Here is a 25,167-nt window from a genome sequence, read left to right as displayed (position 1 = left end):
TGGTGGAGGCTGACGGGATCGAACCGCCGACCCTCTGCTTGTAAGGCAGATGCTCTCCCAGCTGAGCTAAGCCTCCAAAGTACCCCACAAAGAGAAGAGATTGCGTTATAGCAACACCGAGTACTTTGCGGGGACCCCAACAACTAGGTGGGTGTATAAGTGACCCGTAGGGGATTCGAACCCCTGTATGACAGCGTGAAAGGCTGCTGTGTTAAACCGCTTCACCAACGGGCCATGAGAATTAATGGCGGATGGAGTGGGATTTGAACCCACGAGACGGGTCAACCCCGCCTACACGATTTCCAATCGTGCTCCTTCGGCCGCTCGGACATCCATCCATGTACATATGAAAGAGATCAAAGCGATCCACCTTGTTTGCCTTTCAGACTTCGTATGTTATCACAAGCTCATCGACTTGGCAAGAAGTTTTTTGATTTCATTTAAAAAGTTCACTGTCATATAACTTTTCTGCTAGGCACAATAGCCATTTTAGCGCGTGAGCCACGCGCTGTCAACGAAAAAATAACAAAATCCGTTTTCTTTTTCTCTGATTACGTCACGCCCCCTTTGCGAGCTACGCATTTATAATTGCCCGCGAAACCGAATTTTACTCCATGGACCATCCATCCATCTTTCACAGGCACGCCTGCAATCGCGCCTACACCAAATAGGACAGAGCAAACGAGCTTTTTGGGATGGCTGCCACACCAAACAATGGTATACTTTACCATAGGACAAGATTGGCGGTGGAAGGCCGCGGCGCAGCTTCCTGCAAAGGAGGTGACGCTGATGGTCTCGCTCGGCACGCTCTACCTTTGCCTGAAAGTACTGGCAACGCTGCTCAGCCTCTGGTTTAGTGGCAGAAAGCTGTACCGATGGGCAAGAAAACGGCGTAACAAGCGAAAACCCACCGCCTAAGGTTGACCGCCCGACGGTGGGTTCGCTGGTTTTGTAATCATGCGCGCCGTGGGTGTGCCACAGCTTCTTGTCCCGGGAGTCCAATGCCGCTGCAACGGCGTTGGCTCCTTTTCATCGTATGCCGAAAAACGCAAAGTCTATACTCCCAGTTTAACACCCTTGCCCTTCTTCATACAAGAAAGGAAACGGCTCAAAAAATGATGGAAGGACGTGAAAGCCATAGTAACGATTCGTCCAGCAACGTCTCACGATATCGACGCTGTCTGTCGAATAGATGCCGCCGTGCTAGGCTCCGCCAGTCGCGAGCAAGAGCTGCAATCCGCTATTGCAGCCGGTCACTGTCATGTCGCTTCCCTGGACATGCATGTCGCAGGCTTCGCCATCATGAACCAATCGTTTTTTCAGCAAAGCTTTATCCACCTCGTCGTCGTCCATCCCACGCATCAGCAAAAAGGGATCGGCAAAGCCCTGATGCTCCACATGGAAAAAATATGCCCTACCGCAAAGCTGTTCACTTCCACTAACCTATCGAACAAAAAAATGCAGCAGCTCTGCGAAAAGCTCGGCTACGAGTACAGCGGAACCATCAGCCACCTGGACCCTGGTGATCCGGAATTGTTTTATTGCAAAATGGTGTAGCAAAATCTCCAATCAAAAACAGCCGCAGCGCTTGCCTTCCACGGCTGTTTTTCACCAATTCACTGATTGCGCTCATAAACCAGGCGCAGCCCTTTTAATGTCAAATAAGGATCGACCACTTGAATGCAGGATGTCTCGTCTGCTACCAGCGAAGCCATCCCTCCTGTCGCTACTACCGTCGGCTCCGTCTGGTACTCCGCTTTGATCCGCCGCACAATCCCCTCGACCTGGCCCACGAAACCGTAGTAAATGCCCGCCTGCATGGCCGCAATCGTATTTCGCCCTACGACGCTTGCCGGCTTTGTGATTTCGATGCGCGGAAGCTTTGCCGCGCGGCTGAACAGCGCCTCCGTGGAAATTCCGATGCCCGGCGCAATCGCTCCGCCCCAATACTGCCCGCGCTCGTCCACATAGCAAAAAGTCGTCGCCGTCCCAAAATCGACAACAATCAGCGGAGCCCCGTACTCGTGAATGGCCGCCACCGCATTGACGATTCGGTCCGAGCCTACTTCGCGCGGATACTCGTATTTGATGTTCAGCCCGGTCTTGACCCCCGGCCCGACGATCAGCGGTTTTTGGCGCAAATATTTGCCGCACATGCGCTCAATCACCGTGTTCAACGGCGGCACGACTGAGGAAAAGATAATTCCCCTGACCTGCTCCATCGTCAGACCGGCACTGCTGAACAAGCTTTTTACCAGCATGCCGTACTCGTCTTCTGTCTTGTTCCGGTCGGCGGCAATCCGCCAATGATGCCGCAGCACCTCGCCCTCGTACAAACCGAGGACGATGTTGGAGTTGCCTATGTCGATCACCAGTAGCATACAGGTCGCTCCTTACCGTTTGCGCGTATTCAAATCCAGGCTGATATCAAACGCCTTGACCGAGTGGGTCAGAGCGCCGACAGAGATGACATCCACGCCCGTCTTGGCAATATTTCCGATCGTCTCCAGGTTGACGCCACCGGAAGCCTCGACAACCGCGCGGCCATCAATAAGCGCCACCGCTTCTCTCATGGTTTCCAAAGACATGTTGTCCAGCATGATAATGTCCGCGCCCGCTTCCAATGCTTCACGCACCTGGTCCAGCGACTCCGCCTCCACCTCTACCGTCATCGTGTGCGGAATCGCTGCCCGCGCCGAAGCGACCGCCTGTGCGATGCCGCCCGCTCCTTTGATGTGATTGTCTTTAATCATCACCGCATCGTACAAGGCAAAACGGTGATTGTGGCCGCCTCCGACGCGAACGGCGTACTTTTCGAGAAAACGCAGTCCCGGAGTCGTTTTGCGCGTATCCACTACCCGCGCTTTCGTTCCCGCTACCGCTGCCACGTATTCGCTCGTCTTCGTCGCGATGCCGGACAGGCGCTGCATTAAATTGAGCGCAAGCCGCTCGCCGCTCAGGATGGAACGCACGGAGCCGCGCACCTCTGCCAGCTCCTGGCCGACTTCCACCCGCTGTCCTTCTTCTACTTTTGCCGTAAACACAAGCGCGGGATCAACCGTCGCGAACACTTGCCGGGCAATCGGCAGCCCGGCTACCACTCCCGCTTCCTTTGCGTACAAAATTCCCGTTCCTTGCTCGGACTCGGGGATCGTGCTCAGCGTCGTCACATCGCCAAAGCCCAGATCCTCCTGCAGCCACTCTTCGATTTTTCGCTCCAGCTCCCGTTTATTCCACATCGTTTTTTCCACACTCCTCTTGGACGCCGTCTTCAAACGTCTGGATCAAATGCTTGCGCCATAACAAATCGTCTTTATTCGGAAAATCATTGCGATAGTGCCCGCCGCGGCTTTCTTCGCGAAGCAATGCGGCTCTCGTCGTCAGCACCGCTGCGTTCAACAGGTTCAAAAACTCGAACGCCTCCCGGTCCTGCGCCGCGTACTGGTAAAACCGCTCCATTCGCTCCAGTTCTGCCAGCGCTTTCAACAAGCCTTTTTCGTCGCGTTTGACGCTGACATGCCGCAGCATCAGCTTTTGCAGCTTCACTCTTTGTTCACGTGTACTAAACGTGCGCGCATCCCGATCTGCAGATACAGCCCGGACCGGACGAATGTCAGGCAGCGCAGGCAACTGTTTGATCCGCTGCGCGATACGATGTCCGAACACGACCGCTTCCGACAACGAATTGCTCGCCAGCCTGTTGGCTCCATGTACCCCTGTGCAGGACGCCTCCCCGCAGGCAAACAGCCGTTTTGTCGTCGTCTCGCCGTTCAGATCGGTCTGGACGCCGCCCATGATGTAGTGGCACGCAGGGGCAACCGGAATCCAGTCCGTCACCATGTCCAGTCCGTATTGCAGGCAAAAGTTGTAGATCGTCGGGAAGCGGCGCTTGATAAGCTCCTCCGGTTCGTGCGTGATGTCCAAATACACAAACGACGATTTGGTCTGCTCCATCTCCGAGACGATGGCGCGGGCTACGATGTCGCGCGGCGCCAGCTCTTTTTGCGGGTGGTACTTGTCCATGAAGCGGTCGCCGTTGCTGTTGCGCAAAATCGCGCCTTCCCCCCGTACGGCCTCGGAGATCAGGAAGCGCGGCGCCCCCGGATAGTACAGCGCCGTAGGGTGAAACTGGATGAACTCCACATCCTTAATGCGCGCCCCGGCCCGGTAGGCGATGCCGATTCCGTCAGCGGTGGCGATTTCCGGATTGGTCGTGTAGCGGTACAGTTGCCCCGCTCCCCCGGTCGCCAGCACGGTTGCTTTTGCCTCCAGGAAAAACATGTCCCCTTCCGGCTTTTGCACGATGACCCCCACGCACTCTCCATCCTGTGTGACCACATCAATGGCAAAATGATGCTCCAGCACCCGAATGTTCCCCTGCTCCATCACCCGCTTGGACAGAGCGCGGACGATTTCTGCTCCGGTTGCATCCCCGTTTGCGTGCAAAATGCGCCGCTTGCTGTGCGCCCCTTCCTGCGTCAGTTCGTACTGGCCTTGTTCATCCCGATCGAACTCCGTCCCATATGCAATCAGTTCTTTCAAGCGATCAGGGCCTTCGTGTACGAGCACTTCCACCGCTTCGTACGAGCAAAGTCCAGCTCCGGCGATCAGCGTATCTTGACGATGCAAGGCAGGAGAATCCGACTTGGCAGTAACGGCGGCAATCCCCCCTTGTGCCCAGCGGGTATTGCTGTCATCCAGCCCTTTTTTGCTAATCAGAACTACATCCGCAAACTCACTCGTCTGCAATGCCGTATACAACCCGGCTATCCCTGCTCCTACAACGGCTACGTCTGTTTTCAATCGAGGCAACGACTGCAAATCAAAATCCGCGATATAACGGGGAATCATGGCTGCTGTCCCTTCTCTCCGTAACTGATGATTTCCCACCCATTATAGCAAATACCGACCGGATGAAAACTACATTGGAAGAGTTCCTTTTCAGGCGTAAGAAAACCTGTATCGAAAGGCTTCTCAAGGATGAACGATCGCGTTTTGGCGAAAGGCTGTTCTTGCAAAAAAAAAGAGCGCCCGCCCTCAGGCGAACACTCTTTGCAGGCAAACTAGCTTCAGTTGGATTGGGCGACACATTCCTTGCAGGTTCCGTACACTTCAAACTTGTGCCCGGTCACCTGGAAATCTTCCGGGACAGCCGCCATGACGTTCATCGGACAGCCTGGCAGGGAAGAGGTCTTCCCGCATTCCGTACAGATGACGTGGTGATGGTGATGCCCGTCGGCGGAGCAAGCGAGACGAAAACGGCCTTCTCCCTCCAGCTCCGTCTCCTCCAAAATCCCCAGCTCAACAAAAGTGGAGATGTTGCGATAAACCGTATCGAAGCTGAGCGTCGGATACTGCTCCTTGATTCGTTCCATAATATCCTTGGCAGACAAGTAGCGCTTTTCGGCTGCGCAGATGCGGATCATTTCCTCCCGCTTGCCGGTATATTTGTACCCGTGCTCCTTCAAAATTTGCAGGGCTTCTTCCACTTTCATCGACAAACACTCCTTCCTTTTGTCTTAACCTGATGACTCTATCGCATTATCACACGCAGCTTTTTGACTCCCAAGACAACGAGCATAATCAAAACGGCCATCAACACAATTGTACCACCAGATGCCCAATCGAAGAGATAGGCAAAATACAAACCGCTCAACACGGAGATTTCTGCGAACAGAATCGAGAAAAAGATCGTTTGGCGAAAGCTTCGGGCAATTTGCAGGCTCGCCGCAACCGGAAGCGTAATCAGCGCGGAAATCAAAAGCACGCCGACAATCCGCATGGAAGCGGCAATCGTAAGCGCCACGAGCACCATGAACCACAGGTTGATCGATCTGCGCGCGACACCGGACACCCGGGCGAACTCTTCGTCAAAGGAGACGGCGAACAGCTCCTTGTAAATCAAAAAGACGGTGCCCAGCACAACGACTGCTACGCCAATCAGCGCATACAAGTCCTCGATGGAGACAGTGACAATTTTCCCGAACAAATACGAGTACAGGTCAGCGTTGAATCCGTCCGCCACACTGATTAACACCGTAAACAGCCCCAGACCTGTGGACAAAATGATCGGGATCGCCAAATCCTGATACGCTTTGTACACTTTGCGCAGCCGTTCAATGAACAAAGAGCCGACTACCGCAAAAAGCATCCCGAAAAACAGCGGGTTTACTGCCGAGAAAAAGGCAATTTTTTTCGAGACCAGCATCCCCGCCGCCACGCCCGAGAGCGTGACGTGAGAAAGACCGTCGGCCATCATCGACAAGCGCCGAACGATGAGAAACGTCCCGAGCAACGGGCAAATCAGGCCAATCAAAATCCCCGAAAACAGGGTGTACCGCAAAAAATCATACTGCCACCAATCAGCCAGCATGTTCATACTCCTTCTTTGTTATCTCGTTTGCAACGGCTTAATGGTGATGAGACAAAAGCCGGACAGAATCACCATACATGCTCTGCAATATTTTTTCCTGATTGTGCTCAAACTCGTGAGCCGTTCCATGAAAATGAATCTTCTTCTGCACGCAAGCTACTTTTGTCACCCATTGCGACATGACGCCGACGTCGTGGCTCACGATCATCATCGTCAGGCCGTTTTCCTCTTTGAGCGAGCGAAGCAGACCGTAAAACTGCTCAATCGACTCCTGGTCGACACCGACAGTAGGCTCATCGAGAATCAACAGCTCCGGCTCCGCCACGAGCGCACGCGCGATGAATACGCGCTGCAATTGCCCGCCAGACAGGCTGCCGATGCGCTGATTCAGCTTTTCCGCCAAGCCGACACGCTCGACGGCAGCCCGCACGCTCGCATGATGTTGGGCGTTCAGTCTGCGGAAAAGGCCGACCTTCCCCACCAGACCGGAAGCCACGACTTCCTGCACCGTCGCGGGAAAGCCGCCAGCTCCGTGAGCTACCTGCTGTGCTACATACCCGATCCGGTTCCATTCGCGGAATTTGGACAGAGGCTGACCGAACAGCTCGACTTTTCCCTTGTTCGGGGTGAGCAGCCCAAGGATCAGCTTCATCAGCGTTGATTTTCCCGAGCCATTCGGGCCGACAATCCCGACAAACTCTCCCCGTTCCAGCGAAAACTCCACCCCGTCCAGAACCAGTTTGTCTTCATATTGAAAGGAGACGTCCGTGAGCTTTACCACAGGCACTCCTTGGGTCATTGGTTCCATGCAATAATCATCCTTTAAATCGGATTTGTTCTGATTTGTTACCTTTCATCCTACTACGATTTTGCCCGAACCACAACCCTCCTATTTGGCAAAAACGCCTGAAGCCCGGCTATCAGGACAAAATCGCGGGCAGGCAAAGAAAAAAATGCCGCTGTAGATAGCGACATTTTTGCTGCAAGCTTATTTCAATGCGACTTTCAAAGTCTCCAGGTTGTCACGCATGATGGACAAGTAGTCACGTCCAGCTTTTACATCCTCCTCAGTCAAACCTTCAAGCGGATTGAGCGTCGCCGTCTTCACGCCGGCTTCCTTCGCGATCACTTCCGCTACTTTTGGCGAGACGAGCGTTTCGAACATGACATAGGAGATGTTGTGCTCCTTCACATGATCGACCAGACTTTTCAATTCTGCTGGCGACGGCTCGTCAGCCGGATTCAGCCCGGAAATGGATACTTGCTCCAGTCCGTACCGATTCGCCAAATAGGAGAATGCGCTGTGCGAGGTCATAAATTCTTTTTTGGCAGCTTGCGAGACCATGTTTTTAAACTCCTGGTCCAACTGATCCAGGTCGGCAGCCAATTGCGCGTAGTTTTTCTCATAATCGGCAGCGTGCGCCTGGTCTTTTTGCACCAGCGTATTTTTCACTTTTTCCGCCTGCGCCTTCAGCTTCGTAGGGTCCAGCCAGACGTGCGGGTCAAATTCGCCGTGGTCATGGCCGTGCTCCTCGGTCGCGGCTTCTCCCTCATGCTCGTGCCCTTCTTCCGTCGCTGCTTCCCCTTCGTGCTCGTGTTCATGTTCTGTCGCTTTCAGCAAGTCCAGACCTTCCGACGCATTGACGATCACAGTCTTGTTTTTGTCGAGGTTGCCTACCGCTTTATCGACCCAAAGCTCCAGGCCGCTGCCGTTGTAGGCAAAAATGTCTGCGTTCGCCAACGCCACCATGTCTTTTGCAGTTGGCTCGTAATCGTGCGGCTCCACTCCGGGCGGAATGATGTTGGTCACTTCCACATGGTCGCCCCCGATACGCTTGGCTACGTATTCGAGCGGATAAATAGTCGTATATACTTTTGGCTTGGCACTCGCATCGCCGCCGGTTTGAGGTGTGCTTGCTGTCTGCTCGGCTGCGCCGCATCCGGCAATGCTGACCGCTGCAATCAGGCTAACGATCGCCATCAGGCCCTTTTTCATCTCTGTGCTCCTCCTACCCAATTCAAAATGATTCCGATTTAGTTTCATGATCGTTTTTCATTATAAGGACTGAAGCCCAAAAAGTAAATAGGATTTATTCCGATTTAATTGTCATTTGTTTGCAACGTCGATCATAGCTTCACAATTTCTCCATGCCGTTATGATAAGATAAAAGGCAGGAGGTATGTCCAAAATGAAACGACAATCATGGTTAGCGATCAGTTTCATCACCGCAGCTCTGCTTGCTGGCTGTGGCTCTAACGATCAAGCTGGTCAGGATCACGCGAATCACGCACAGCACGCTCCGAATGGTGACCTGCAGGAAATGACAGCTTCCGTCGATCAGCTTCCGAAGTTTTTAGATAATCAAGACCCCGTCATTATCGAATCGTACAAAATCGCCGGCGCCAACCGCGAGCTGCTCAAATCCATCCCTTGCTACTGCGGCTGCGGAGAGAGCGCTGGACATCTGCACAACGGCAACTGCTTTATCAAAGAGGAAAAGCCGGATGGCTCCATCGTCTGGGATGACCACGGGACACGCTGCGGCGTCTGCATGGAGATTGCCGTTATTTCTTCCAAGCTGAAGCAGGCTGGAAAATCGACAAAAGAAATCCGCGACTACATCGACCACACCTACAAAGAAGGCTACGGAAAACCGACACCGACTCCTATGCCGTCTTGAGCATCGGGCAGTTTTCATCAGGGACTGGCACGCTGTCGCTTCCTCACGAGGGAGCTTTTTGGGGATAGCAGAAAGGATTTCAGCCTCTGGCGGAGTCGTAGACTGCTTCGCACGCGAGACAGCAACAAAGGGAGCAAAGCTTGCAACAAGCTCTGCTCCCTTCTCTCTTTTCATAAAAATGATTGCCGATCAACAGGCCATCCGCTTACGCCGGAGCTACTTCCAGCATCCGCTCCAGCGACGCGCGCGCCGCGTCTGCGATTTCTTTTGGCACGTAGATTTCCGGCTTCATGGTCTCTAACGCCTCGACGCATTTTTTCAGGTTGTTCACCTTCATGTTCGGGCAGACGAGGTATTTGGACGCGAAAATAAACGTCTTGTCCGGGCTGTCCTTTTCCAGCATGTAGCGTGTACCGTCCTCGGTCCCGATGATAAATTCCTTGTGGGACGATTCGCGGCAGTATTTGAGGATTCCGGTTGTGGAGCCTACGTAGTCGGCCAAGGAAACCACTTCCGGGCGGCATTCCGGATGCACGACGACCACTGCCTCTGGATGCTGCTGCTTCAACGTCATGATGTCTTCGACGGACAACTGGTCATGCGTATTGCAGTAGCCTTCCCAAATAATCATTTTCTTGTCTGTGAACTGGGAGACGTAGTGGCCCAGGTTTTTGTCCGGAACCCAGATGATCTCCTCGCTGTCCACAGATTCGATCACTCGCTTTGCGTTAGACGACGTACAGCAGATGTGTGTTTCTGCCTTGACGTCAGCAGAAGTGTTGATGTACGCCACTACTTTCGCATTCGGATGCTGTGCCTTTAGCTTGCGCAGCCCCTCTACGTTCACCATGTCCGCCATTGGACAGCCTGCGCGCTCATCAGGAATGATAACCTTCTTTTGGGGATTGAGAATTTTTGCACTTTCTCCCATGAAGTGAACTCCGCAGAACAAGATCACATCTGCATCGGTTTCCTTTGCTTTTTGTGCCAGTCCAAAGGAATCTCCAATGAAGTCGGCTACTTCCTGAATCTCAGGACGTTGGTAAAAATGAGCAAGAATGATGGCATTACGTTCTTTCTTCAACTGCATCAGTCGTTCACGTAACTCAGCGTTGCGCTGGGCTTTTTTTTCTAACGCTAAAGCGTCCATGGAAAAAATCCCCCTACGGTGGTGTCATAATTTACGGTCATTGTAAGCTGATTACTGGGTCTTGTCAATGTAAGCGTTGTTACATGATTTGCCTATCCTTTCCTTTTAAAAAGGATATGAGCCTGTCGCTCTCGTCTACTCTGCCCGGAACAACCATTGCAGCGCCTCCGGGACGTACTGCACCCCCAAATCGAAGGAATGGTACTCGCTCTCGTAAATCACCTGGCGCACCGTGCTTTCGGTAAAGCCGTTTTGCAGCAAAAGTTCATACACCTTTTTGCTGTTGGGCACCATCCACTGTTGTCCGTTCGTGCGGCCTGCACCTTCTGCATGTCCCAGGTTCATGTAGAGGCGCTGGCCTGTCTGGCGGATGGGCAACTGCTCCAGCCATTCGATGATGCCCGGAAACCAGAAGGAGCCGGAAAAGCTCCCGATTCGCCCAAAAAAATCCGGATACGCGAAAGCCGTGTAGACGGAGATAAGCCCGCCAAACGAAAAGCCCATAATCCCCGTATGCTCTCTGTCCGGCAGCGTCCGCAGCTTACTGTCGATGTACGGCTTCAGCTCGTTCGCCAGAAAACGGGCGTAGACGGATGCATTGCCGCCAAACATCTTGCCTGGCTCAAACACGTTGGGCGAAACAAACGGCGTGTATTCGTCGTTGCGATCAAACGAAGCCACTCCGACAAAAATCATGCCTGGCAACTCGCCCTTCGCCGTCAGCTCCCGCACTTTCAGCAAGGTGTCGCTATCGTTTGGCTCAATCAAATCTCCGCTGTCCTGCAAATAGACGACAGGGTAACGCTGGTCGCTGTCCGCATAACCGTCAGGAAAGTTCGAGACGTCATTGTCATCGAGCACGTAAAAAGTGCTGCCGTCACCCGATGCCCGCAGGAACGTCACGGTTTTGTCCTTTTTCGCGGCCAATTTTTCTCCGGCTTCTGCCATCAGCGCTTCCAGCTTCGTGATATAGTCCTCGGCCAACTGCTCTTTGCCGATCAGTTTGGCGTATTCGCGGAGCGTCTCTGCCCAGGTTCGCTCCTCTGTATTGTTAATCATCGCAACGGTGGAAATATGGCTCAAATCTTCGTAGACGTCATTGTGCGTCCCGGAAAAAGCTACAATCAAATCCGGTTCAAGCTCCGTCATCAGCTCCAGATTCGGTGTAGTCACTTCACCGATATCTTTGACTGTGGCTGTTTTGGCGTAAGGCTTCAACGTTTCAAACGATCCCAGCATGCGCTCTGCCAGTGTAGAGGCGATCGGCGGTGTTTCCAGCGCAAAGAAATACTCCATCATTCCAAAGTGAGTAACGGCAACACGCTGTGGCTGCTTGGCAATCACCACTTCTTTTCCTGTCGCATCCACATAGGTTCGCGGCCATTGCTGCTTCGCTTGCTAGGCATTCGCTGCGGCCGAAGCTTCTGTTGTTTGCTGCGTCGACTGCGGAGGACTGCTGTTGACTGCCCCGCCATTCCCAGGACTGGAGCATGCACTCAAGAGCAACGCGAGCCCCAGCATCAGCTTGTGCATTTTGCCTTTGGTTCCATTTCTGAATAGCTGCACTTTCTCTCCCTCACCTTTTCGATAATGATTTTCATTATTAAACAGATTGTAGTTGTGCGGGGAGATTCGTACAAGGGATGATCTTAGCCTTTTCACAGGATATTCTGAGCCTGCACGCACGCTGGCCGCCTGTTCCTTAAACTGTCCCGGCGTGACACCCGTATGTTTTTTGAACGCGCGGATAAAGTAGGAGAGGTCGCTGTACCCGACGCCTTCGGCAACCTCCTGCAAAGAGGCATCGGTTTGCGCGAGCAATGCCTTTGCCCTGTCCAGCCGCACGCTGATGAGGTAGTCGATCGGGCTGTGCCCCGTCTGCTGCTTGAACAGCCTGGACAAATACGGAATGCTGTAGGTAAGCTTTTCGCCATCGTCTCCAGCGTAATCGGCTTGCTGTAATGCGTGTGGATGAACTGCTTCGCCTGGGAAACAAGGTCGGCTTTTCCGTAGCCTCGCGCTTCTTCGTCCATTTGCCGCAACAGCTCGGAGACAAAAAGCTGAAACAGCCCTCTCGCCCGCAGTTGCCGCACAGGATCGGCGTCGTTCGCCTGCCAAACTGCGTGCAGCTTTTCCACCTGATCGAACAGGGCGACAGACTGTTGGGGAATAAAGGCATACGGAGCCAAAAACCAGTTGCGCCGCTCCAAAAGCTGCATGATTTCCTCGCGGCATGGCAAAGAAATAACCGATTTATAAAAAAGAATGTAGTATTCCGCGTCGTTTTCGCAGGCCGTGATTTCGAGCGTCAGTCCCTTGCCGCCGTGAATGACGTGAAAGCTGCGCACAGAATACGCCAGCTCATCCAGCAACACCTCGGCGCGACCGCGAATGAAATACAGAAACACACTCGAAGGGAGCGGATCAAACCTCTGTTTTTCCCCTGGCTGCACAATCTGGTGGCGTACGTCCATGACTTTGACGGAAGCGTGATTCCACAGAAGAAAAAGCTCTTTTTGCATCATAGGGGTACTCTCTCCTCTCCGAATAGCTACGCTCATTATAATTGATAACCATTCTCAACAACAACAAAAACCGCCCAGGCTAAGGACGGTTTCTCGGCAGAGAGAGTTTTGCTACCGCTTTTAAAGACTTTTGCAGCTATGATTCCACTTTGTCGGCTATATCGTCGGCTCGCCAAGCACGCGTTCCAAAATAAATCGGGCTACGCCATCGTCGTTATGATGCGGCGCGATATATTTGGCAATCTCCTTGATCGCAGGCGTTGCGTTTTCCATCGCCACCGAATAGCCAGCCCCGGTCAACGCCTCACGATCGTTCTCCGCATCGCCGAACGCCATCACCTGTTCGGGCGCTATTCCCCACGTCTTGCAAAAATACAGCAGTCCTTCCCATTTGGAGACGCCGTGGGGAATGACCTCGATATTTTGCTTGCCGGACGAAGTGATCGTCACCTGCTCCTGCCACGGGCTGAACTGCTCGGCAACCCGCTTCAGCCGTTCCGGATTGTTGTCCCAGACGAAAAACTTGACGATTTCCGCTTCTCCGCTTTCGATTTTTTGCAGCATTTCCGCAAGCGGCGCGACGCGGGCGAGCCTGTAAAACGCAAACTGCCGCATGGAGACTCCCTCCACCGATGCATCCTGCTCGATGATCGCCTCCAGACGCTCACGATCCTCCTGCACCATCCAGCGGTTGCTGTTCGTATCATGCAGTTCGTAGTAAATCGGCTCTTGTCGCAGCGCATGGATCGCATCAATCACCATTTCCTTGGACAAGTAAAAGCGGCGAACCAGCGTGCCGTCTTTTTCATAAATCGCTGCCCCGTTGCTGCATACGTATCCGTCAAATGGAAACGAGTCAATCGGGACTTGGGCGGAGCCGAACATTCTGCCTGTCGACAGCACCAGCTTGCAGCCCTTTTCTTGCAGCTTGAACAGTGCCGCTCTCGTCCCTTCTGTCATTTGTGATGCCTCGTTCAACAACGTACCGTCCATATCAAATGCAGCCATTCCCGGTGTAAGCAGCATCATTTCTCCTCCTCCAGATCGATTCGGTTGATTATGATTTTGCAAAAGCAAACCTCTTGTCCTTTTATGAAGAAAAGAGGCACCTGAGGCGCCCCTTATTGTTTCGGTTCTTCGTTTGTTTCGTCTTGCTTCGGTTGAATGTTGACGACCACATCGCCGTTATCCGGATTGTCTGGATCGTTGTCCATTCTGCCCGTCTCGATCAGTTGTTTGATCTGATCTGCATCAAGTGTTTCTACGCGCAGCAGAGTGTTCGCAATCAGATCGAGCTGATCGCGGTGCTTGGTCAGCAACTCTTTACACTTGGCGTAGCATTCGTTGATGATGTTTTGCATTTCCAGATCAATCTCATAGGCGATCTTGTCGGAGTAGTTGCGCTCGTTGCCGTAATCGCGGCCCAGGAATACCTGTCCCTGGCTCTTGCCGAACTGCATCGGACCGAGTCTGCTCATCCCGTATTCGGTAATCATGCTGCGGGCAATCGCGGTCGCGCGCTGGAAGTCATTGTGTGCCCCGGTACTGATATCCCCGAGCACCAGCTCCTCAGCCACTCGTCCACCCAAGAGGCCGACGATTTTGTCGAGCAAATCTGTTTTGGTAGCAAAGAAACGGTCTTCTTTTGGCAGCATCACGGTGTATCCGCCAGCCTGGCCGCGCGGAATGATCGTTACCTTATGTACCATTTCTGCATTTCTCAGGTGATAGCCGATAATGGTGTGACCGGCTTCGTGGAAAGCAACCAGGCGTCTTTCGTCCTCGCTGACAACGCGAGACTTTTTCGCCGGACCAGCAATGACGCGGTCGATCGCTTCGTCCACTTCCTTCATGCTGATTTGCTTTTTGTTTTTGCGGGCAGTAAGGAGAGCAGCTTCGTTCAGCAAGTTCTCCAAATCAGCACCTGTGAAGCCCGAAGTACCACGGGCAATCACATCCAGCTTCACGTCGTCGCCAAGCGGCTTGTTGCGGGCATGAACCTTGAGCACCGCTTCACGGCCTTTGATGTCGGGACGATCCACTGTGATTTGACGGTCAAAACGTCCTGGACGCAGAAGCGCCGGGTCGAGAATGTCAGGTCGGTTGGTCGCAGCCACCATGATGATGCCTTCGTTGCCGCCGAAACCGTCCATCTCTACGAGCAACTGGTTGAGGGTTTGCTCGCGCTCGTCATGACCACCGCCGAGACCAGCTCCACGCTGGCGACCTACGGCGTCGATCTCGTCGATGAAGATAATGCACGGAGCATTTTTCTTCGCGTTTTCAAACAGGTCACGCACGCGGGATGCACCCACCCCGACGAACATTTCCACGAAGTCAGAACCGGAAATGCTGAAGAACGGAACGCCTGCCTCACCAGCAACAGCGCGGGCGAGCAAGGTTTTACCAGTACCTGGAGGACCTACGAGCAGGACCCCTTTTGGAATACGGGCACCAACGGCGTTAAATTTGCGCGGGTCTTTCAGGAACTCAACGACTTCCTCCAGCTCCGCTTTTTCTTCATCTGCACCCGCTACATCGTCAAACGTAACGCGCTTCTTCTCTTCGTTGTACAGCTTCGCGCGGCTTTTTCCGAAGTTCATCACTCGGCTGCCGCCACCCTGGGCATTGTTCAGAAGGAAGAAAAACAGGATGAAAATGATGACAAAAGGAATGATCGAGGTCAGGAACGTGAGCCAAATGCTGTTGCCCTCCGCTGGATTGAACTCTACCTTTTTCAGTTTTTGTTCATCAATTTTCGTCTCGACCAGCTTTACAACATCAGAGTCGTACAAAGGAACGTTGGTAAAAAATTTGTTGCTTTCCTGTCCCGGAATAGCTTTAGCTAGTGTACCCTCTACCCTGTATGTACCATTTTCAGGGCGCATGGATAGCTCTGTAACATTGTCAGCTTTAAGCTGTACCCGGAAATCCTGATATGTAAGTTTCCCAACCTTATCAGTACCGGAGAGGATGAAATTCACGATCCCGACCGTGACAAGAAAAATCAGCAGGTAGAACCCGGTATTACGAAAAAAGCGATTCATTCCTTACCTCCTCTCACGAACAGACACTTTTCACATTTTATCATATTTTGCCGAGTCTCCACAACAAAGCTACTTGGTGTAGACTTCAGGCTTCAATACCCCGATGTACGGCAAATTACGATACCGCTCGGCGTAGTCCAGACCGTATCCGACGACAAACTCGTCCGGAATATCGTAACCGCTGTAGTCTGGCGAAATATCCACCTTGCGACGCTCCGGTTTGTTGAGGAGTGTCACGACTTTCACAGAGGCAGCTTCCCGATGGCGCAACAGCTCTACCAATCGGCTCAGTGTCAATCCGCTATCCATGATGTCTTCTACTACCAGCACATGTCTGTTTTGCACGGAGGTATCAAGGTCCTTCAGAATTTTCACCATGCCGGAGGACTCGGTTCCGCTTCCGTAGCTGGAAACCGCCATGAAATCCATTTCGCACGGAATATCCATGTGGCGGATCAGGTCAGCCATGAAAACAACCGCGCCTTTCAGAACGCAAATCACCAACGGATTTTTGTCCTTGTATTCGGCAGCCAGTGTCTTGCCCAATTCCTTTACCTTTCCTGCAATATCTTCTTCTGATAGCAAAATCTTCTCGATGTCTTGATTCATGAAAAAACCTCCCGCCAATCTTCTCCAAACTCTACCCGCACGTGTAGAAAACGCCTGGTCTGTCCATTTACCGGCGCCACGGCGGAACGGCGCACGCCTGGTACCCAAATTACCTCATCGCCCGCCGTCAAGAGCGGAAGTTTGTCCCGCCATGCTCGCGGAATTTTGGCATCAATGAGTAGATCTTTCAGCTTCTTTCCATCTGCCGAGCCAAACAGGGTGAGACGGTCTCCTGGTTTCCGGTTACGCAAATACAGCGCTCCTGGAAGCTGATCGGCGTCAAACACCGCTTCATTGCCCGGGAGTCGCCCCCAATCCATGGGACCTTCAAGGTAAGAAATATGTACCGTGGCATTGCTCTCGTCGATCCGGGTCACCCCTGGAACTGCGAGTTCGTAACTATAGGTATGTATGCAGTCTTGCCGCTTCCTACGACTAAAAAGTACTCGTCCGTACATCCGGCTTACCGCCATGTTGTCGGGCAAATGCAGTTCCGCAGAAGGGCGACTCCCCCCTAGCATGTGCAAAACGGTCTCCACATGCTGCGAAGACCATTCGGTATGTTTTGAGAGATAACTTAATATTAGAGTAATCATTCTCCTTTGTAAAGCAACGTCACAAGTTTGAAACTTGTCTTTGTCAATCATAAATGCTTCCTGTGTCTTTTCGATCGTGGCCTCATCCAGACGTTCGCGGGCCAGCCGTGTCAAAAAAGCTTCATCCTGCGAAATCGCCCTGGCGAGATCGAGAATATGCTCGCGGTACCTCTCGTTCACCTCGGCAAGCAACGGCATCACGTCAAGACGCAGCAAATTGCGCTTGTACTTGCGCGATCGGTTGCTGCTGTCCTCACGCGGGACAAGACGATTTTCCTGGCAATAGGCTTCCAGTTCCTGACGCGTTTTATGCAACAGAGGACGCACCAGTTCCATCTCGCTGTCCTCCAGCATGCGACGCTGCGGCATGCCTGTAAGTCCCTGCAGCCTGCTGCCGCGAACGAGGCGAAACAAAATCGTCTCGACCTGGTCGTCTGCATGATGCGCCAATGCCAGCTTGCTCGCCCCGTGCGCGCTGCCTACCTCGCGATAAAAGCGGTAGCGAAGCTCGCGGCTCGCCTCCTGGCTCCCTTTTCCCGTCTTTTTCATATAGGAGGGGACATCGTACGCAAACAGGTGAAAAACTGCGCCAAGCTCGCTGCACAACGCCTCTGCGTACTGTGCGTCCAGCCTGGCCTCCTCTCCGCGAAAGCCGTGATTCAGGTGTACGGCATGCAGCTTCCAGCCGTATTGATATTGTTTATTGAGAGAAGCCAATATATGCAAAAGAGCTGTAGAATCATTGCCGCCGGAAACCCCTACCACAATCGTTTCCCCGGGAAGCAAAAGCCCGGAAGCCTCAATCTCGTTGTGTACGCTTGCCAGCATAGCGGGCTCCTTTCCAGATCGTCACGACGGAAATACCAAAAATAAGTCCAGATGCGATAGCTCCGGCCACCATCATCGTCTTGGTCGCCAGGGTAATGCCTTCCACGTAGTTGTTGTTCACGAAAGCGAGCATCGACTTGTAAGCCAAAGACCCCGGAACGAGCGGGATGATGCCCGCAACGCTAAAGTTGGTCGAAGGAACGCGAAGCAAGATGGATAAAAATTGACTCAGCAACGAGACGATCGCCGCGGAAGCAAATGTCGAAAGCAACACTTCCGCGCCCAAGATCGGCAACAGCGAGAACACGCAAAAACCGACCATACCTGCCAATCCGCCGGCCAAAATCGTGCGGACCGGGACGTTAAACAGCACACACCACGCCATTGACGAGACGAAGCTCAGCGCCAAACCTTGAAAAAACATACTTCTCACCCCACCCAGAGAATAATCGCTGTGGCTACCGCTACGGAGACGGCCGTCAACATGGCCTCGACTCCCCGTGACACACCTGCAACCAGATCACCCGCCAGCAAATCCCGCAGCGAGTTGGTGATCGCGATCCCTGGGAACAACGGAAGCATGGCACCGATAATAATGATGCTAATGTGCAACTGTGGAAAGACGGTTACGGCCAGCAAGGCGAACAGCCCGCCCAGCAAGGCAGCCGAAAATTCCGTAAAAAACTTCATTCGAACAAACTGTTCCAAATATTCAAGGCTGAGATTGACGATCAGCCCCGCCAATGCGGACGGGATGAGGTCAAACCATGTACCGCCCGCCAGCATGGCGAAGGAGCCGCTGGCGATAGCGGCTGCGATATGCTGCATCCATTTCGGATAAATCGGCTTTTCCTGGTCGATTTGGCGCAGCAGTCGATACGCTTGCTCCAAATTGATTTTTCCGCCGACGAACCTCCGGGACACATCGTTTACGAGTGTAATTTTATTCAAATTGGTAGTCCGCTTAGGGGTCCGCACCATACGGGTATGATCGAGCCCGCTGCACCGGAAAGACAAAATGATGCTCGTTGGCGTAGCGGAGCTGTTGACGTCATCCATGCCCGCCGCCTCCGCGATCAATGTCATCGTCTCTTCCGTCCGGTATGTTTCACCACCATTTTTCAATATAATTGATCCTGCCAACAAGCAAGTATCCATCACCAAATCCGAGGACACAAACCGTCACATCCTTCACATGAACCATGCATAATACAAAGTGCCAGCCAACAGCAAGAGCGAGGCGACGAACAAACCGCTAATGCCTCCGCCTACTTTCCCCGCTTTCCCGGCGGCAGCCGGAGCCTTCTTTTGCGGCTTCGCGACCGTTCGCTCCCGAAGCACCGCCAACAGCTCGGATCTCATTTCCTGGGCTGTGGCAAACTTCCCGTGAAAAGCCTTCAACAAAGGCACTCGATAAGGGTAAAGGCTGTCACTTTTCCGTATTATATCACAGAGCAATCCCGTGTGACGCGGTTCACTGAGGCTGCTTTTCCACGTCTCGTTTCCAACAGTCAGACGCACCATCATGACGGCTGCGGAAAACAGATCATAGCCCGTTTCGGCCCGCCTGTCCCCTGCGTGCCAAAAAGCCCGATCGTACTCCTCCGTAAACTGGCGGACGGCATTTCCATGCTTCGTCACGCCGCCAAAATCAATCAGCCGCACCGTTTTGTCCTTCTGGCTCACCATGATGTTCTCCGGCTTGAGGTCACCGAAAATGTAGCCGTGCTTGTGCAAGACGTCCAGCCTCGCCAAAAGCTGGACGATCATGACGGGCACCCATTCCGCCCCTTCTTTTTTGATGTATCGGTCCAACTGCTCGCCTTCCAGGTACTCCATGGCGTAAAACGTACACGGCTTGCCGTTCACGACGAGGTCGTCCACATCACACAGGAGCGGTCCCACTTTGGAATCCCGCCCCTGTTGTATGCTTTTCAGCACGTTCACTTCCATTAAAATATCCATGCCTTCCACGCCTACCTTGACAGCGCGACGCACGCCGTCCTGGGAAACGAGGTAGACGGTGCCGTTCGCACCACGCCCCAACTCCCGCAGAACGTGGTACGACCTCCGGTTCCATTTGCCCTGAAAATGTGTGGGCAGATCGGGAGTCGCTGCCTTAGAAGACATGGTCGCGCAAACTTCCGTTCATGTCGTCATTTTCTTCTTCGTCGCGATAGCGCTCCTGCAGCGAACTTGGGAGTTTATCCTGCTCAAACAAGGCAATCGCCTCGACAATCGCAGGCCCAGTCGGGGTAATTCCGCTCATGGCCAAATCGCTGGTCAACTGATGCGCCTGCTCCACCTTGTCTGTCCAAGGGATGCGTATATCCAAATACTTTTGTTTCCCAGGAAATGAACCCACAGCCATTCTGCTTTTCCCGCTTCGGGAGTGCAAGCTGATGCTAAAATCGTGAATGGCTTGCTGAACCGCCGACAGCTTTGGCTTCATGCTGCCCGATGTATCGACCAACATCACGACGTTCAGGCTACTTTTTTCCCCCAGCTCGTCCACCATGCCTGCCACCTGCACGCGCTTGTCGGGAGCCAGCTCCTCTATTCCGGAATCGCCCAAAATCTCCTTCAATTCTTTATTGACCACTTGATGGATGGTTCGCGTCATCGCCTTGCGCGTCAGCATCTGCACCGTCTGCGCAAGCTGCTGCGGATAGACGATGTCGCACAGCCCGCCTCCCGCTTCGGCGATTTCGCGGATTTCACGCTCCCCTTTTTCGCCCAGTTCGCTTTTGTCAATGACGCCAATGACGTTTACCGTAATCCCTTGCTCGCGGGCAAGAGCAGCGGCTGCAACCGGGCTCATCCCCGAATTGGAGCAGCCGTCCGTTACTACCAGAATTTGACGAAGTGTCGCTTCTTTCACAAATAATCTCCCCATTCAGCCTGTTTTAGCAACAGTATCGACGCTCTGATGGGAAAACATACCCCTAGCTTACAATCCGCGGCCGCTCCAGCTTCTCCATCCCGTGTACCTGGATGGCGGACCATTGCGGCACAAAGCGGTCAATCCGCGCCACGAGGACGGTCATGTCGTCGACAATTTTGCCGGAGTGCTGGCGAATGACTTTTTCCAGGAGCAGATCGGCGACTTCCTGCGGGTCGTCTGTCTCCAGCTCGCCGATGATCCGCTTCATCCACGCTTGCCTGTTTTCGATATGCCGCGGCGCCTCGTAGATGCCGTCGGACATCATGACCAGCAGATCGCCCGGCTTGAGCATTCTCGACACGACGTCGACCTCGATTTCTTCGAGAATGCCGACGGGCAGGTTGTTGGCTGTAATCGTGATGACATCGCTTTTGCGTTTGACGAAGCTCGGCGTGGAGCCGATTTTGATAAAACGGGTGTGGGCTGTCTGCAAATCGATCAGCGCCAAATCAACCGTCGCGAACATTTCGTCTGTGGAGCGCAGCGCCAGAATGGAATTGACCGTCTTGATCGAAATTTTTTCGTCCATACCGGAGCGCAGCAACTGCTGGAGCATGTCGAGGGCGGACTGGCTCTCCAAAAAGGCCCGCTCGCCATTGCCCATGCCGTCACTGATCGCCAGGGCCATCTTGCCATTGCCGAGATCCATCGTGCGGAAGCTGTCGCCGGACAGCAGCTTGCCGTCCTTGGCAGCGCCAGCCACGCCGATTTCGATTTCATATGTTTTGGCGGAAGCGAGGCACATCGTGCATGAACCGTCTTTTTGCGCTTCGCATTGCCGCTCGCGTACCACAATGTTCTCGCCCAAAATTTCCGTCAGCATCGGCGCGACGATTTTGCCGCACTCGTCATGCCCGTAGCAAGTCGGCTGACTGATTTCGATATCGACCTTGCCTTCTTCCAGGCTGTGAATCTCCACCCGGCGCACGGACAGCCCCAAGCCTTCCAGCGCCTTCGAGACTTGCTTCTCCTGAAAAGACAGCTCCATCCCTTCCCGCTGGATTTCGCGGGCAAAGTCGCTCATGACCCGAGAAACGCCCGAGAGCTGATCGGCCACCAGCTTGCGGCTTTCCTTCACTTGCTTTTTCAACTGGTCAAAAGCTTGCTGGCGGTCGTATTCCTGCTCCATCACGGTCAGCACCTTTTCCGTCTTGACGCATTTTCGCTCCCAGTCGCGCGGCGGGGTTACACCCGCGAGTGTGCCGTTTTCGTACACTTTGTCCATGAGATAACGCATGCCTTCATATGTGGCTTGCGTGTCCTTTTCCCAGCATTGTTCCTTCTTCCAGCATTTTTGGCACGTGAACTCCGAGACGCGGCTGAGGAATGCATCTGCCTGCTCCTCGATTTCCTCCTGCTCTGCCGTTTGCGCAAAGCTGCGGGAGAGCTGGGTAAACAAATCGGAGAACTGCTGAATTTTGCCCGCCGTCACATCGCGGACTCTGCGCATGTATTCCTGATGGGATTGCAAATTTTCGGGCGTGCCTGGAATGAAGCGGGCTACCTTTTTCCAGAGCACGGCAGGCGTGAGGATGAAGGCAACAATAGCCAAGGAGGTTTCAATCAAGGAGTAGTACAGCGTCTCTTCCGCACCGCCGTAGATTGCCAGGATGGCCGTCCCGATCAGCAGACCTGCGGAGACGCCTACTTTTCCGCCTTCCTTGAGCAATCCTGCCAAAAGACCGGAAAACGCCAGCAAATTGATTTGCAGAAGGGCACTTACATTTGCCAAACTGAGGATAAGCCCGGTTACGACGCCAACAGCGGCCCCCACGGTCCCGCCCCCGACGAAGGCGAAGACGAGCAGCAAATAGCGGGAGAGGACGTGTTCCATCGAGATGCCTTCTACCATCCAGTCGACCGTGCCTGTCATCAGCGAGGCGAGGAGAATGACGAGCGACACGATTTCCTCATTTTTCAGCGGCTCGTAAGGCTTGGCCAAGTGAATGATCGACAGCGACTGGATGAAGATGAGCGTCAGCACGAAGCCGAGTACAGCTTCGACAGCGACCATGACCAGCTCATACGTGTTCACCTGGTTGGTCAGCGTGGCGTACAGCAGCCGACTGACGAAGATTGTGATGACGACGAGCAGTGGCGTGCGCGAAAAGTCTTTCCTGCGCAGCCGCTCCATCATTTTGCAAGCAAAGAGGGCCAGCACGATACTGAGGATCGTCTGCAGCCCGATCGGAACCGATTGGGTAAAGGCCCCGAGAACAAGCCCCAGTCCCGTGATGAGCAGGCAGTCCCTGCGAAGATAGAACATGACGATAAAATACGGTATAGCAAAAGGCGTCAGCTCTTCCAAGATCAAGGCCCGCCCGAGCAAAAACCCCATCAAAAGTGGAAGCACATTCCATCTCTGTACGGCGTCAGCGACTTTGTCTCCCCATGTTCGTGCGGTAGTATCCATTCGGTCAGACACTTGGCGCGCCCATGCTTGACCAACCTGGGACACATTCTTGTTTGCGATCATTTTAGCTCCACCCCGTTCTTGTTCAATGTGTTTCTCCATTATACGGAGGTGGGATTGTAAAATTTGTCAAAAAACCAGCGCGTATTCACAGAATCGTGCGACAAATTAACCCGCGAGTTTGGACAAAAAAAACCGACGTTATGGCGGATAACGTCGGCTGACAGGTGATTCGCGCTTTGCGAAACGGGCTTACGATACCTTATTCGTCACTACTTTCAAATGACCTTCCTCTTTTTTCTGTCAAAATGCGCTTTTGGCAAAAAAATAAAAGTCATAATTTTCCGATGATATTCTACCGACCGCGTCCCTTCTTGTCTCCGCTCTTTTTCAGAGAGGACAGGCGGTCTTCGCTTTCTTTGAGGAAGCGGTTCAGCTTATCCTCAAAGCCTTCCGTTCGCTCCCGCGGCTGACGGGGCTGCCGTTCCTTTTCCTGTGCCTTTTTGATCGACAGTCCAATCTTGCCTTCTTTGACACTGAGGACCTTGACCGTTACGATGTCGCCGATTTTCAAAAACTGATGAATATCTTTGACATAGACGTCGGCAATCTCGCTGATGTGCACCAGTCCGGTCACATTCCCCGGCAGCTCTACAAACGCGCCAAACTTCGTGATACCTGTGACTTTTCCTTCCAGTTTGCTCCCGATCTCGACTCCCATGTACGTGGAAAGCCTCCCTCTCCTAGAAGATCACACTGTGAGCTTATTCCGGAATCACGTAAATGCTCTCGCCCTGCTTCGTGTAATAAATCCGTTTGCGCGCCAGTTCCGCCAGGTATTCCTGATCGTTCAGCCGGCTTGCCTCGTAAGTCAGCTCCTCTTGCTTTTGCTGCAGGACAACCGCTTCCTGCTTGAGAGCTTCCAGCTCGCTTTTCTTCTCGGCCAGCACTCCGCTTTGCAAATAAAGCGTATAGCCAGTCCAGACGAAAAAGCAGAGGATAAAAAAGAAAAAGAGCCGCATTCTCCGTCTTTGCCCTTTTCGATTGATTGGAGAGGTTTTTGCTTCTTTCATCATCTCGCCACCTCGGTTTACTCCCGCTTTCTCTTTGAGTGAAACCAATTCTTCCAATTGGTCCAGATTCCTGTTGTTTTTCCGAACATTTTTTTCCCCAAATGTTGACCCCATCTGGCAAAAGGAGCGGTGACAAAACGCGTCACTTTCCACAAAAAGCCGAGGATCATGAGCAACATGGAGTACAAAAATGTCAGTACCATGAGGATCACTCGGTAAAGAAAGAGCACAGGACGCACAACCAGGGTGTCAATGATTTGCAGCACCGTTCGGTATAACCACTGACAGAATTTTATCATGCGGTGTAGGAAAAGGATATACTTCTTACTGCCTAATAAAAAATACAGCCACGCACCGAAAATCATTCCAAAAAAGATGGGGAAGCGAATAATTCCGTCGTTTACCTTCACTAAAATCCAGAAGACCGCCCCCATACTGCCTACCCAAAACAGGATATCAAAGAAGAAGACCAGCCAGAGCGGCAGCCTGCTCTTCCCTTTGAACACATGGTACGTATCAAAACCCATCCCCATAAGCGCTCCGCACGTCGACATGGCCAAAACCGTCTGCAGTTGAAGGATGATATTCACTTGAACAACTTGCCGAAGAATCCTCTCGACCGATCCCCGGCCTGCCCCTGCTCGAGATAGGCCATTTCGTGAACCAGGCCCTCGATCGCTACTTCTCCGGTTTCCAGACTCAGATTTTTCATATGCAGGTTTTGGCCTCGTATGGTTAAAAAGCCGCCGTCCGTTTCCAAGAGGAATTCTTCACTGTCAAAGCTTTCGACGTTTTTTACTCCCGAAATCGCCAAACTGCGTCGATTAATCATCACGATTTCGTGGCGCGGCCGCTTCGTGTGCTCGTTCATGATTACTCCCCCCTTACGTACCCTTCTTGTACCATCGTATGGAGGGGGATGTCCTTT

Annotated in this window: 25 protein-coding genes and 3 tRNA genes; 2 read left to right on the top strand and 26 right to left on the bottom strand. The window is 53.1% G+C overall.

Features of this window, described 5'->3' with window-relative positions; genetic code table 11:
- From AC3WJN_RS11280 to AC3WJN_RS11270, 3 genes are all read right to left on the bottom strand, one after another.
- Window positions 1-76 (bottom strand) — tRNA-Val (locus tag AC3WJN_RS11280).
- An 84-nt stretch (window positions 77-160) separates the two neighbouring features.
- Window positions 161-234: transfer RNA gene (locus AC3WJN_RS11275), tRNA-Glu, on the bottom strand.
- A gap of 11 nt (window positions 235-245) precedes the next feature.
- Window positions 246-338 (bottom strand) — tRNA-Ser (locus AC3WJN_RS11270).
- Window positions 339-1,128: 790 nt separating this feature from the next.
- Between AC3WJN_RS11270 and AC3WJN_RS11265 the strand changes: the two genes are divergently transcribed.
- Window positions 1,129-1,557, top strand: a complete 429-nt coding sequence (locus AC3WJN_RS11265; RefSeq protein WP_007776427.1) for a GNAT family N-acetyltransferase — start codon at window positions 1,129-1,131, stop codon at window positions 1,555-1,557.
- A gap of 59 nt (window positions 1,558-1,616) precedes the next feature.
- Here the strand turns inward: AC3WJN_RS11265 and AC3WJN_RS11260 are convergent, their stop codons facing one another.
- The 7 genes from AC3WJN_RS11260 to AC3WJN_RS11230 form a co-directional block, all read right to left on the bottom strand.
- Entirely contained in the window at window positions 1,617-2,381 is a 765-nt protein-coding gene (locus AC3WJN_RS11260; protein WP_005828595.1) for a type III pantothenate kinase, read from the bottom strand.
- A 12-nt stretch (window positions 2,382-2,393) separates the two neighbouring features.
- Complete coding sequence (gene nadC / locus AC3WJN_RS11255; protein ID WP_005828597.1) at window positions 2,394-3,239, bottom strand: carboxylating nicotinate-nucleotide diphosphorylase; 846 nt, start codon at window positions 3,237-3,239, stop codon at window positions 2,394-2,396.
- Window positions 3,229-4,851: an L-aspartate oxidase gene (nadB, locus tag AC3WJN_RS11250; protein ID WP_005828599.1), complete on the bottom strand. Its 1,623-nt coding sequence runs from the start codon at window positions 4,849-4,851 to the stop codon at window positions 3,229-3,231. Before nadB ends, nadC begins: the two co-directional genes overlap by 11 nt.
- A 218-nt stretch (window positions 4,852-5,069) precedes the next feature.
- Entirely contained in the window at window positions 5,070-5,495 is a 426-nt protein-coding gene (locus AC3WJN_RS11245; RefSeq protein ID WP_005828601.1) for a Fur family transcriptional regulator, read from the bottom strand.
- A gap of 38 nt (window positions 5,496-5,533) precedes the next feature.
- Window positions 5,534-6,373: a metal ABC transporter permease gene (locus AC3WJN_RS11240; protein WP_005828603.1), complete on the bottom strand. Its 840-nt coding sequence runs from the start codon at window positions 6,371-6,373 to the stop codon at window positions 5,534-5,536.
- A 37-nt stretch (window positions 6,374-6,410) separates the two neighbouring features.
- On the bottom strand, window positions 6,411-7,181 hold the full coding sequence (locus tag AC3WJN_RS11235) for a metal ABC transporter ATP-binding protein (RefSeq protein ID WP_005828605.1): 771 nt from the start codon (window positions 7,179-7,181) through the stop codon (window positions 6,411-6,413).
- Between the two features lie 180 nt (window positions 7,182-7,361).
- A complete protein-coding gene (locus tag AC3WJN_RS11230; protein ID WP_007776422.1) occupies window positions 7,362-8,369 on the bottom strand; it encodes a metal ABC transporter substrate-binding protein in 1,008 nt (335 codons plus the stop codon).
- Window positions 8,370-8,562: 193 nt separating this feature from the next.
- Here AC3WJN_RS11230 and AC3WJN_RS11225 point away from each other — a divergent pair, with 193 nt between their 5' ends.
- On the top strand, window positions 8,563-9,054 hold the full coding sequence (locus AC3WJN_RS11225; RefSeq protein ID WP_005828610.1) for a PCYCGC domain-containing protein: 492 nt from the start codon (window positions 8,563-8,565) through the stop codon (window positions 9,052-9,054).
- 205 nt (window positions 9,055-9,259) lie between these two features.
- On the opposite strand, the gene nadA is transcribed toward AC3WJN_RS11225, so the two are convergent.
- The 16 genes from nadA to yabP form a co-directional block, all read right to left on the bottom strand.
- Entirely contained in the window at window positions 9,260-10,204 is a 945-nt protein-coding gene (gene nadA / locus AC3WJN_RS11220; protein ID WP_007776421.1) for a quinolinate synthase NadA, read from the bottom strand.
- Between the two features lie 135 nt (window positions 10,205-10,339).
- Window positions 10,340-11,548: an alpha/beta hydrolase-fold protein gene (locus AC3WJN_RS11215; RefSeq protein ID WP_081494673.1), complete on the bottom strand. Its 1,209-nt coding sequence runs from the start codon at window positions 11,546-11,548 to the stop codon at window positions 10,340-10,342.
- A gap of 54 nt (window positions 11,549-11,602) precedes the next feature.
- Entirely contained in the window at window positions 11,603-12,439 is an 837-nt protein-coding gene (locus AC3WJN_RS11210) for a helix-turn-helix domain-containing protein (protein ID WP_492329263.1), read from the bottom strand.
- Window positions 12,440-12,885: 446 nt separating this feature from the next.
- On the bottom strand, window positions 12,886-13,755 hold the full coding sequence (locus AC3WJN_RS11205; RefSeq protein ID WP_492329264.1) for an HAD family hydrolase: 870 nt from the start codon (window positions 13,753-13,755) through the stop codon (window positions 12,886-12,888).
- Window positions 13,756-13,850: 95 nt separating this feature from the next.
- Window positions 13,851-15,776: an ATP-dependent zinc metalloprotease FtsH gene (ftsH, locus tag AC3WJN_RS11200; RefSeq protein ID WP_005828620.1), complete on the bottom strand. Its 1,926-nt coding sequence runs from the start codon at window positions 15,774-15,776 to the stop codon at window positions 13,851-13,853.
- 69 nt (window positions 15,777-15,845) lie between these two features.
- On the bottom strand, window positions 15,846-16,385 hold the full coding sequence (gene hpt / locus AC3WJN_RS11195) for a hypoxanthine phosphoribosyltransferase (protein ID WP_005828622.1): 540 nt from the start codon (window positions 16,383-16,385) through the stop codon (window positions 15,846-15,848).
- On the bottom strand, window positions 16,382-17,809 hold the full coding sequence (gene tilS / locus AC3WJN_RS11190; protein ID WP_007776407.1) for a tRNA lysidine(34) synthetase TilS: 1,428 nt from the start codon (window positions 17,807-17,809) through the stop codon (window positions 16,382-16,384). Before tilS ends, hpt begins: the two co-directional genes overlap by 4 nt.
- Complete coding sequence (locus AC3WJN_RS11185; protein WP_005828624.1) at window positions 17,781-18,233, bottom strand: threonine/serine exporter family protein; 453 nt, start codon at window positions 18,231-18,233, stop codon at window positions 17,781-17,783. Before AC3WJN_RS11185 ends, tilS begins: the two co-directional genes overlap by 29 nt.
- A 5-nt stretch (window positions 18,234-18,238) precedes the next feature.
- On the bottom strand, window positions 18,239-18,985 hold the full coding sequence (locus AC3WJN_RS11180; protein WP_005828626.1) for a threonine/serine exporter family protein: 747 nt from the start codon (window positions 18,983-18,985) through the stop codon (window positions 18,239-18,241).
- A gap of 15 nt (window positions 18,986-19,000) precedes the next feature.
- Complete coding sequence (gene prkT, locus AC3WJN_RS11175) at window positions 19,001-19,939, bottom strand: serine/threonine protein kinase PrkT (RefSeq protein WP_026556965.1); 939 nt, start codon at window positions 19,937-19,939, stop codon at window positions 19,001-19,003.
- Complete coding sequence (locus tag AC3WJN_RS11170) at window positions 19,929-20,690, bottom strand: vWA domain-containing protein (RefSeq protein ID WP_005828628.1); 762 nt, start codon at window positions 20,688-20,690, stop codon at window positions 19,929-19,931. The genes prkT and AC3WJN_RS11170 overlap by 11 nt, the downstream gene beginning before the upstream one ends.
- Before the next feature lie 64 nt (window positions 20,691-20,754).
- Window positions 20,755-23,229 carry a stage II sporulation protein E gene (gene spoIIE / locus AC3WJN_RS11165; protein ID WP_007776400.1) on the bottom strand — a complete coding sequence of 825 codons (2,475 nt, stop codon included), beginning with the start codon at window positions 23,227-23,229 and terminating at the stop codon, window positions 20,755-20,757.
- 292 nt (window positions 23,230-23,521) lie between these two features.
- Complete coding sequence (locus AC3WJN_RS11160) at window positions 23,522-23,887, bottom strand: S1 RNA-binding domain-containing protein (RefSeq protein ID WP_005828631.1); 366 nt, start codon at window positions 23,885-23,887, stop codon at window positions 23,522-23,524.
- 43 nt (window positions 23,888-23,930) lie between these two features.
- Complete coding sequence (locus AC3WJN_RS11155; protein ID WP_005828633.1) at window positions 23,931-24,239, bottom strand: FtsB family cell division protein; 309 nt, start codon at window positions 24,237-24,239, stop codon at window positions 23,931-23,933.
- A gap of 17 nt (window positions 24,240-24,256) precedes the next feature.
- Entirely contained in the window at window positions 24,257-24,829 is a 573-nt protein-coding gene (gene yabQ / locus AC3WJN_RS11150; protein WP_005828634.1) for a spore cortex biosynthesis protein YabQ, read from the bottom strand.
- Window positions 24,826-25,110 (bottom strand): sporulation protein YabP, encoded by a 285-nt coding sequence (yabP, locus tag AC3WJN_RS11145; RefSeq protein WP_005828636.1) that lies wholly within the window; start codon window positions 25,108-25,110, stop codon window positions 24,826-24,828. Before yabP ends, yabQ begins: the two co-directional genes overlap by 4 nt.
- Window positions 25,111-25,167: the final 57 nt, after the last annotated feature.

Source organism: Brevibacillus sp. FW306-2-1A-C05A, from assembly GCF_058781555.1.
This window is presented reverse-complemented; position numbering and strand designations above follow the sequence as displayed.

Coding starts and splice junctions, on each gene's coding strand:
- AC3WJN_RS11260 (WP_005828595.1), bottom strand. CDS start 2,381: ATGCTACTGGTGATCGACATAGGCAACTCCAACATCGTCCTCGGTTTG.
- nadC (WP_005828597.1), bottom strand. CDS start 3,239: ATGTGGAATAAACGGGAGCTGGAGCGAAAAATCGAAGAGTGGCTGCAG.
- nadB (WP_005828599.1), bottom strand. CDS start 4,851: ATGATTCCCCGTTATATCGCGGATTTTGATTTGCAGTCGTTGCCTCGA.
- AC3WJN_RS11245 (WP_005828601.1), bottom strand. CDS start 5,495: ATGAAAGTGGAAGAAGCCCTGCAAATTTTGAAGGAGCACGGGTACAAA.
- AC3WJN_RS11240 (WP_005828603.1), bottom strand. CDS start 6,373: ATGCTGGCTGATTGGTGGCAGTATGATTTTTTGCGGTACACCCTGTTT.
- AC3WJN_RS11235 (WP_005828605.1), bottom strand. CDS start 7,181: ATGGAACCAATGACCCAAGGAGTGCCTGTGGTAAAGCTCACGGACGTC.
- AC3WJN_RS11230 (WP_007776422.1), bottom strand. CDS start 8,369: ATGAAAAAGGGCCTGATGGCGATCGTTAGCCTGATTGCAGCGGTCAGC.
- AC3WJN_RS11225 (WP_005828610.1), top strand. CDS start 8,563: ATGAAACGACAATCATGGTTAGCGATCAGTTTCATCACCGCAGCTCTG.
- nadA (WP_007776421.1), bottom strand. CDS start 10,204: ATGGACGCTTTAGCGTTAGAAAAAAAAGCCCAGCGCAACGCTGAGTTA.
- AC3WJN_RS11210 (WP_492329263.1), bottom strand. CDS start 12,439: ATGCCGCGAGGAAATCATGCAGCTTTTGGAGCGGCGCAACTGGTTTTT.
- AC3WJN_RS11205 (WP_492329264.1), bottom strand. CDS start 13,755: ATGCTGCTTACACCGGGAATGGCTGCATTTGATATGGACGGTACGTTG.
- ftsH (WP_005828620.1), bottom strand. CDS start 15,776: ATGAATCGCTTTTTTCGTAATACCGGGTTCTACCTGCTGATTTTTCTT.
- hpt (WP_005828622.1), bottom strand. CDS start 16,385: ATGAATCAAGACATCGAGAAGATTTTGCTATCAGAAGAAGATATTGCA.
- tilS (WP_007776407.1), bottom strand. CDS start 17,809: ATGCTGGCAAGCGTACACAACGAGATTGAGGCTTCCGGGCTTTTGCTT.
- AC3WJN_RS11185 (WP_005828624.1), bottom strand. CDS start 18,233: ATGTTTTTTCAAGGTTTGGCGCTGAGCTTCGTCTCGTCAATGGCGTGG.
- prkT (WP_026556965.1), bottom strand. CDS start 19,939: ATGTCTTCTAAGGCAGCGACTCCCGATCTGCCCACACATTTTCAGGGC.
- spoIIE (WP_007776400.1), bottom strand. CDS start 23,229: ATGATCGCAAACAAGAATGTGTCCCAGGTTGGTCAAGCATGGGCGCGC.
- AC3WJN_RS11160 (WP_005828631.1), bottom strand. CDS start 23,887: ATGGGAGTCGAGATCGGGAGCAAACTGGAAGGAAAAGTCACAGGTATC.
- AC3WJN_RS11155 (WP_005828633.1), bottom strand. CDS start 24,239: ATGAAAGAAGCAAAAACCTCTCCAATCAATCGAAAAGGGCAAAGACGG.
- yabP (WP_005828636.1), bottom strand. CDS start 25,110: ATGAACGAGCACACGAAGCGGCCGCGCCACGAAATCGTGATGATTAAT.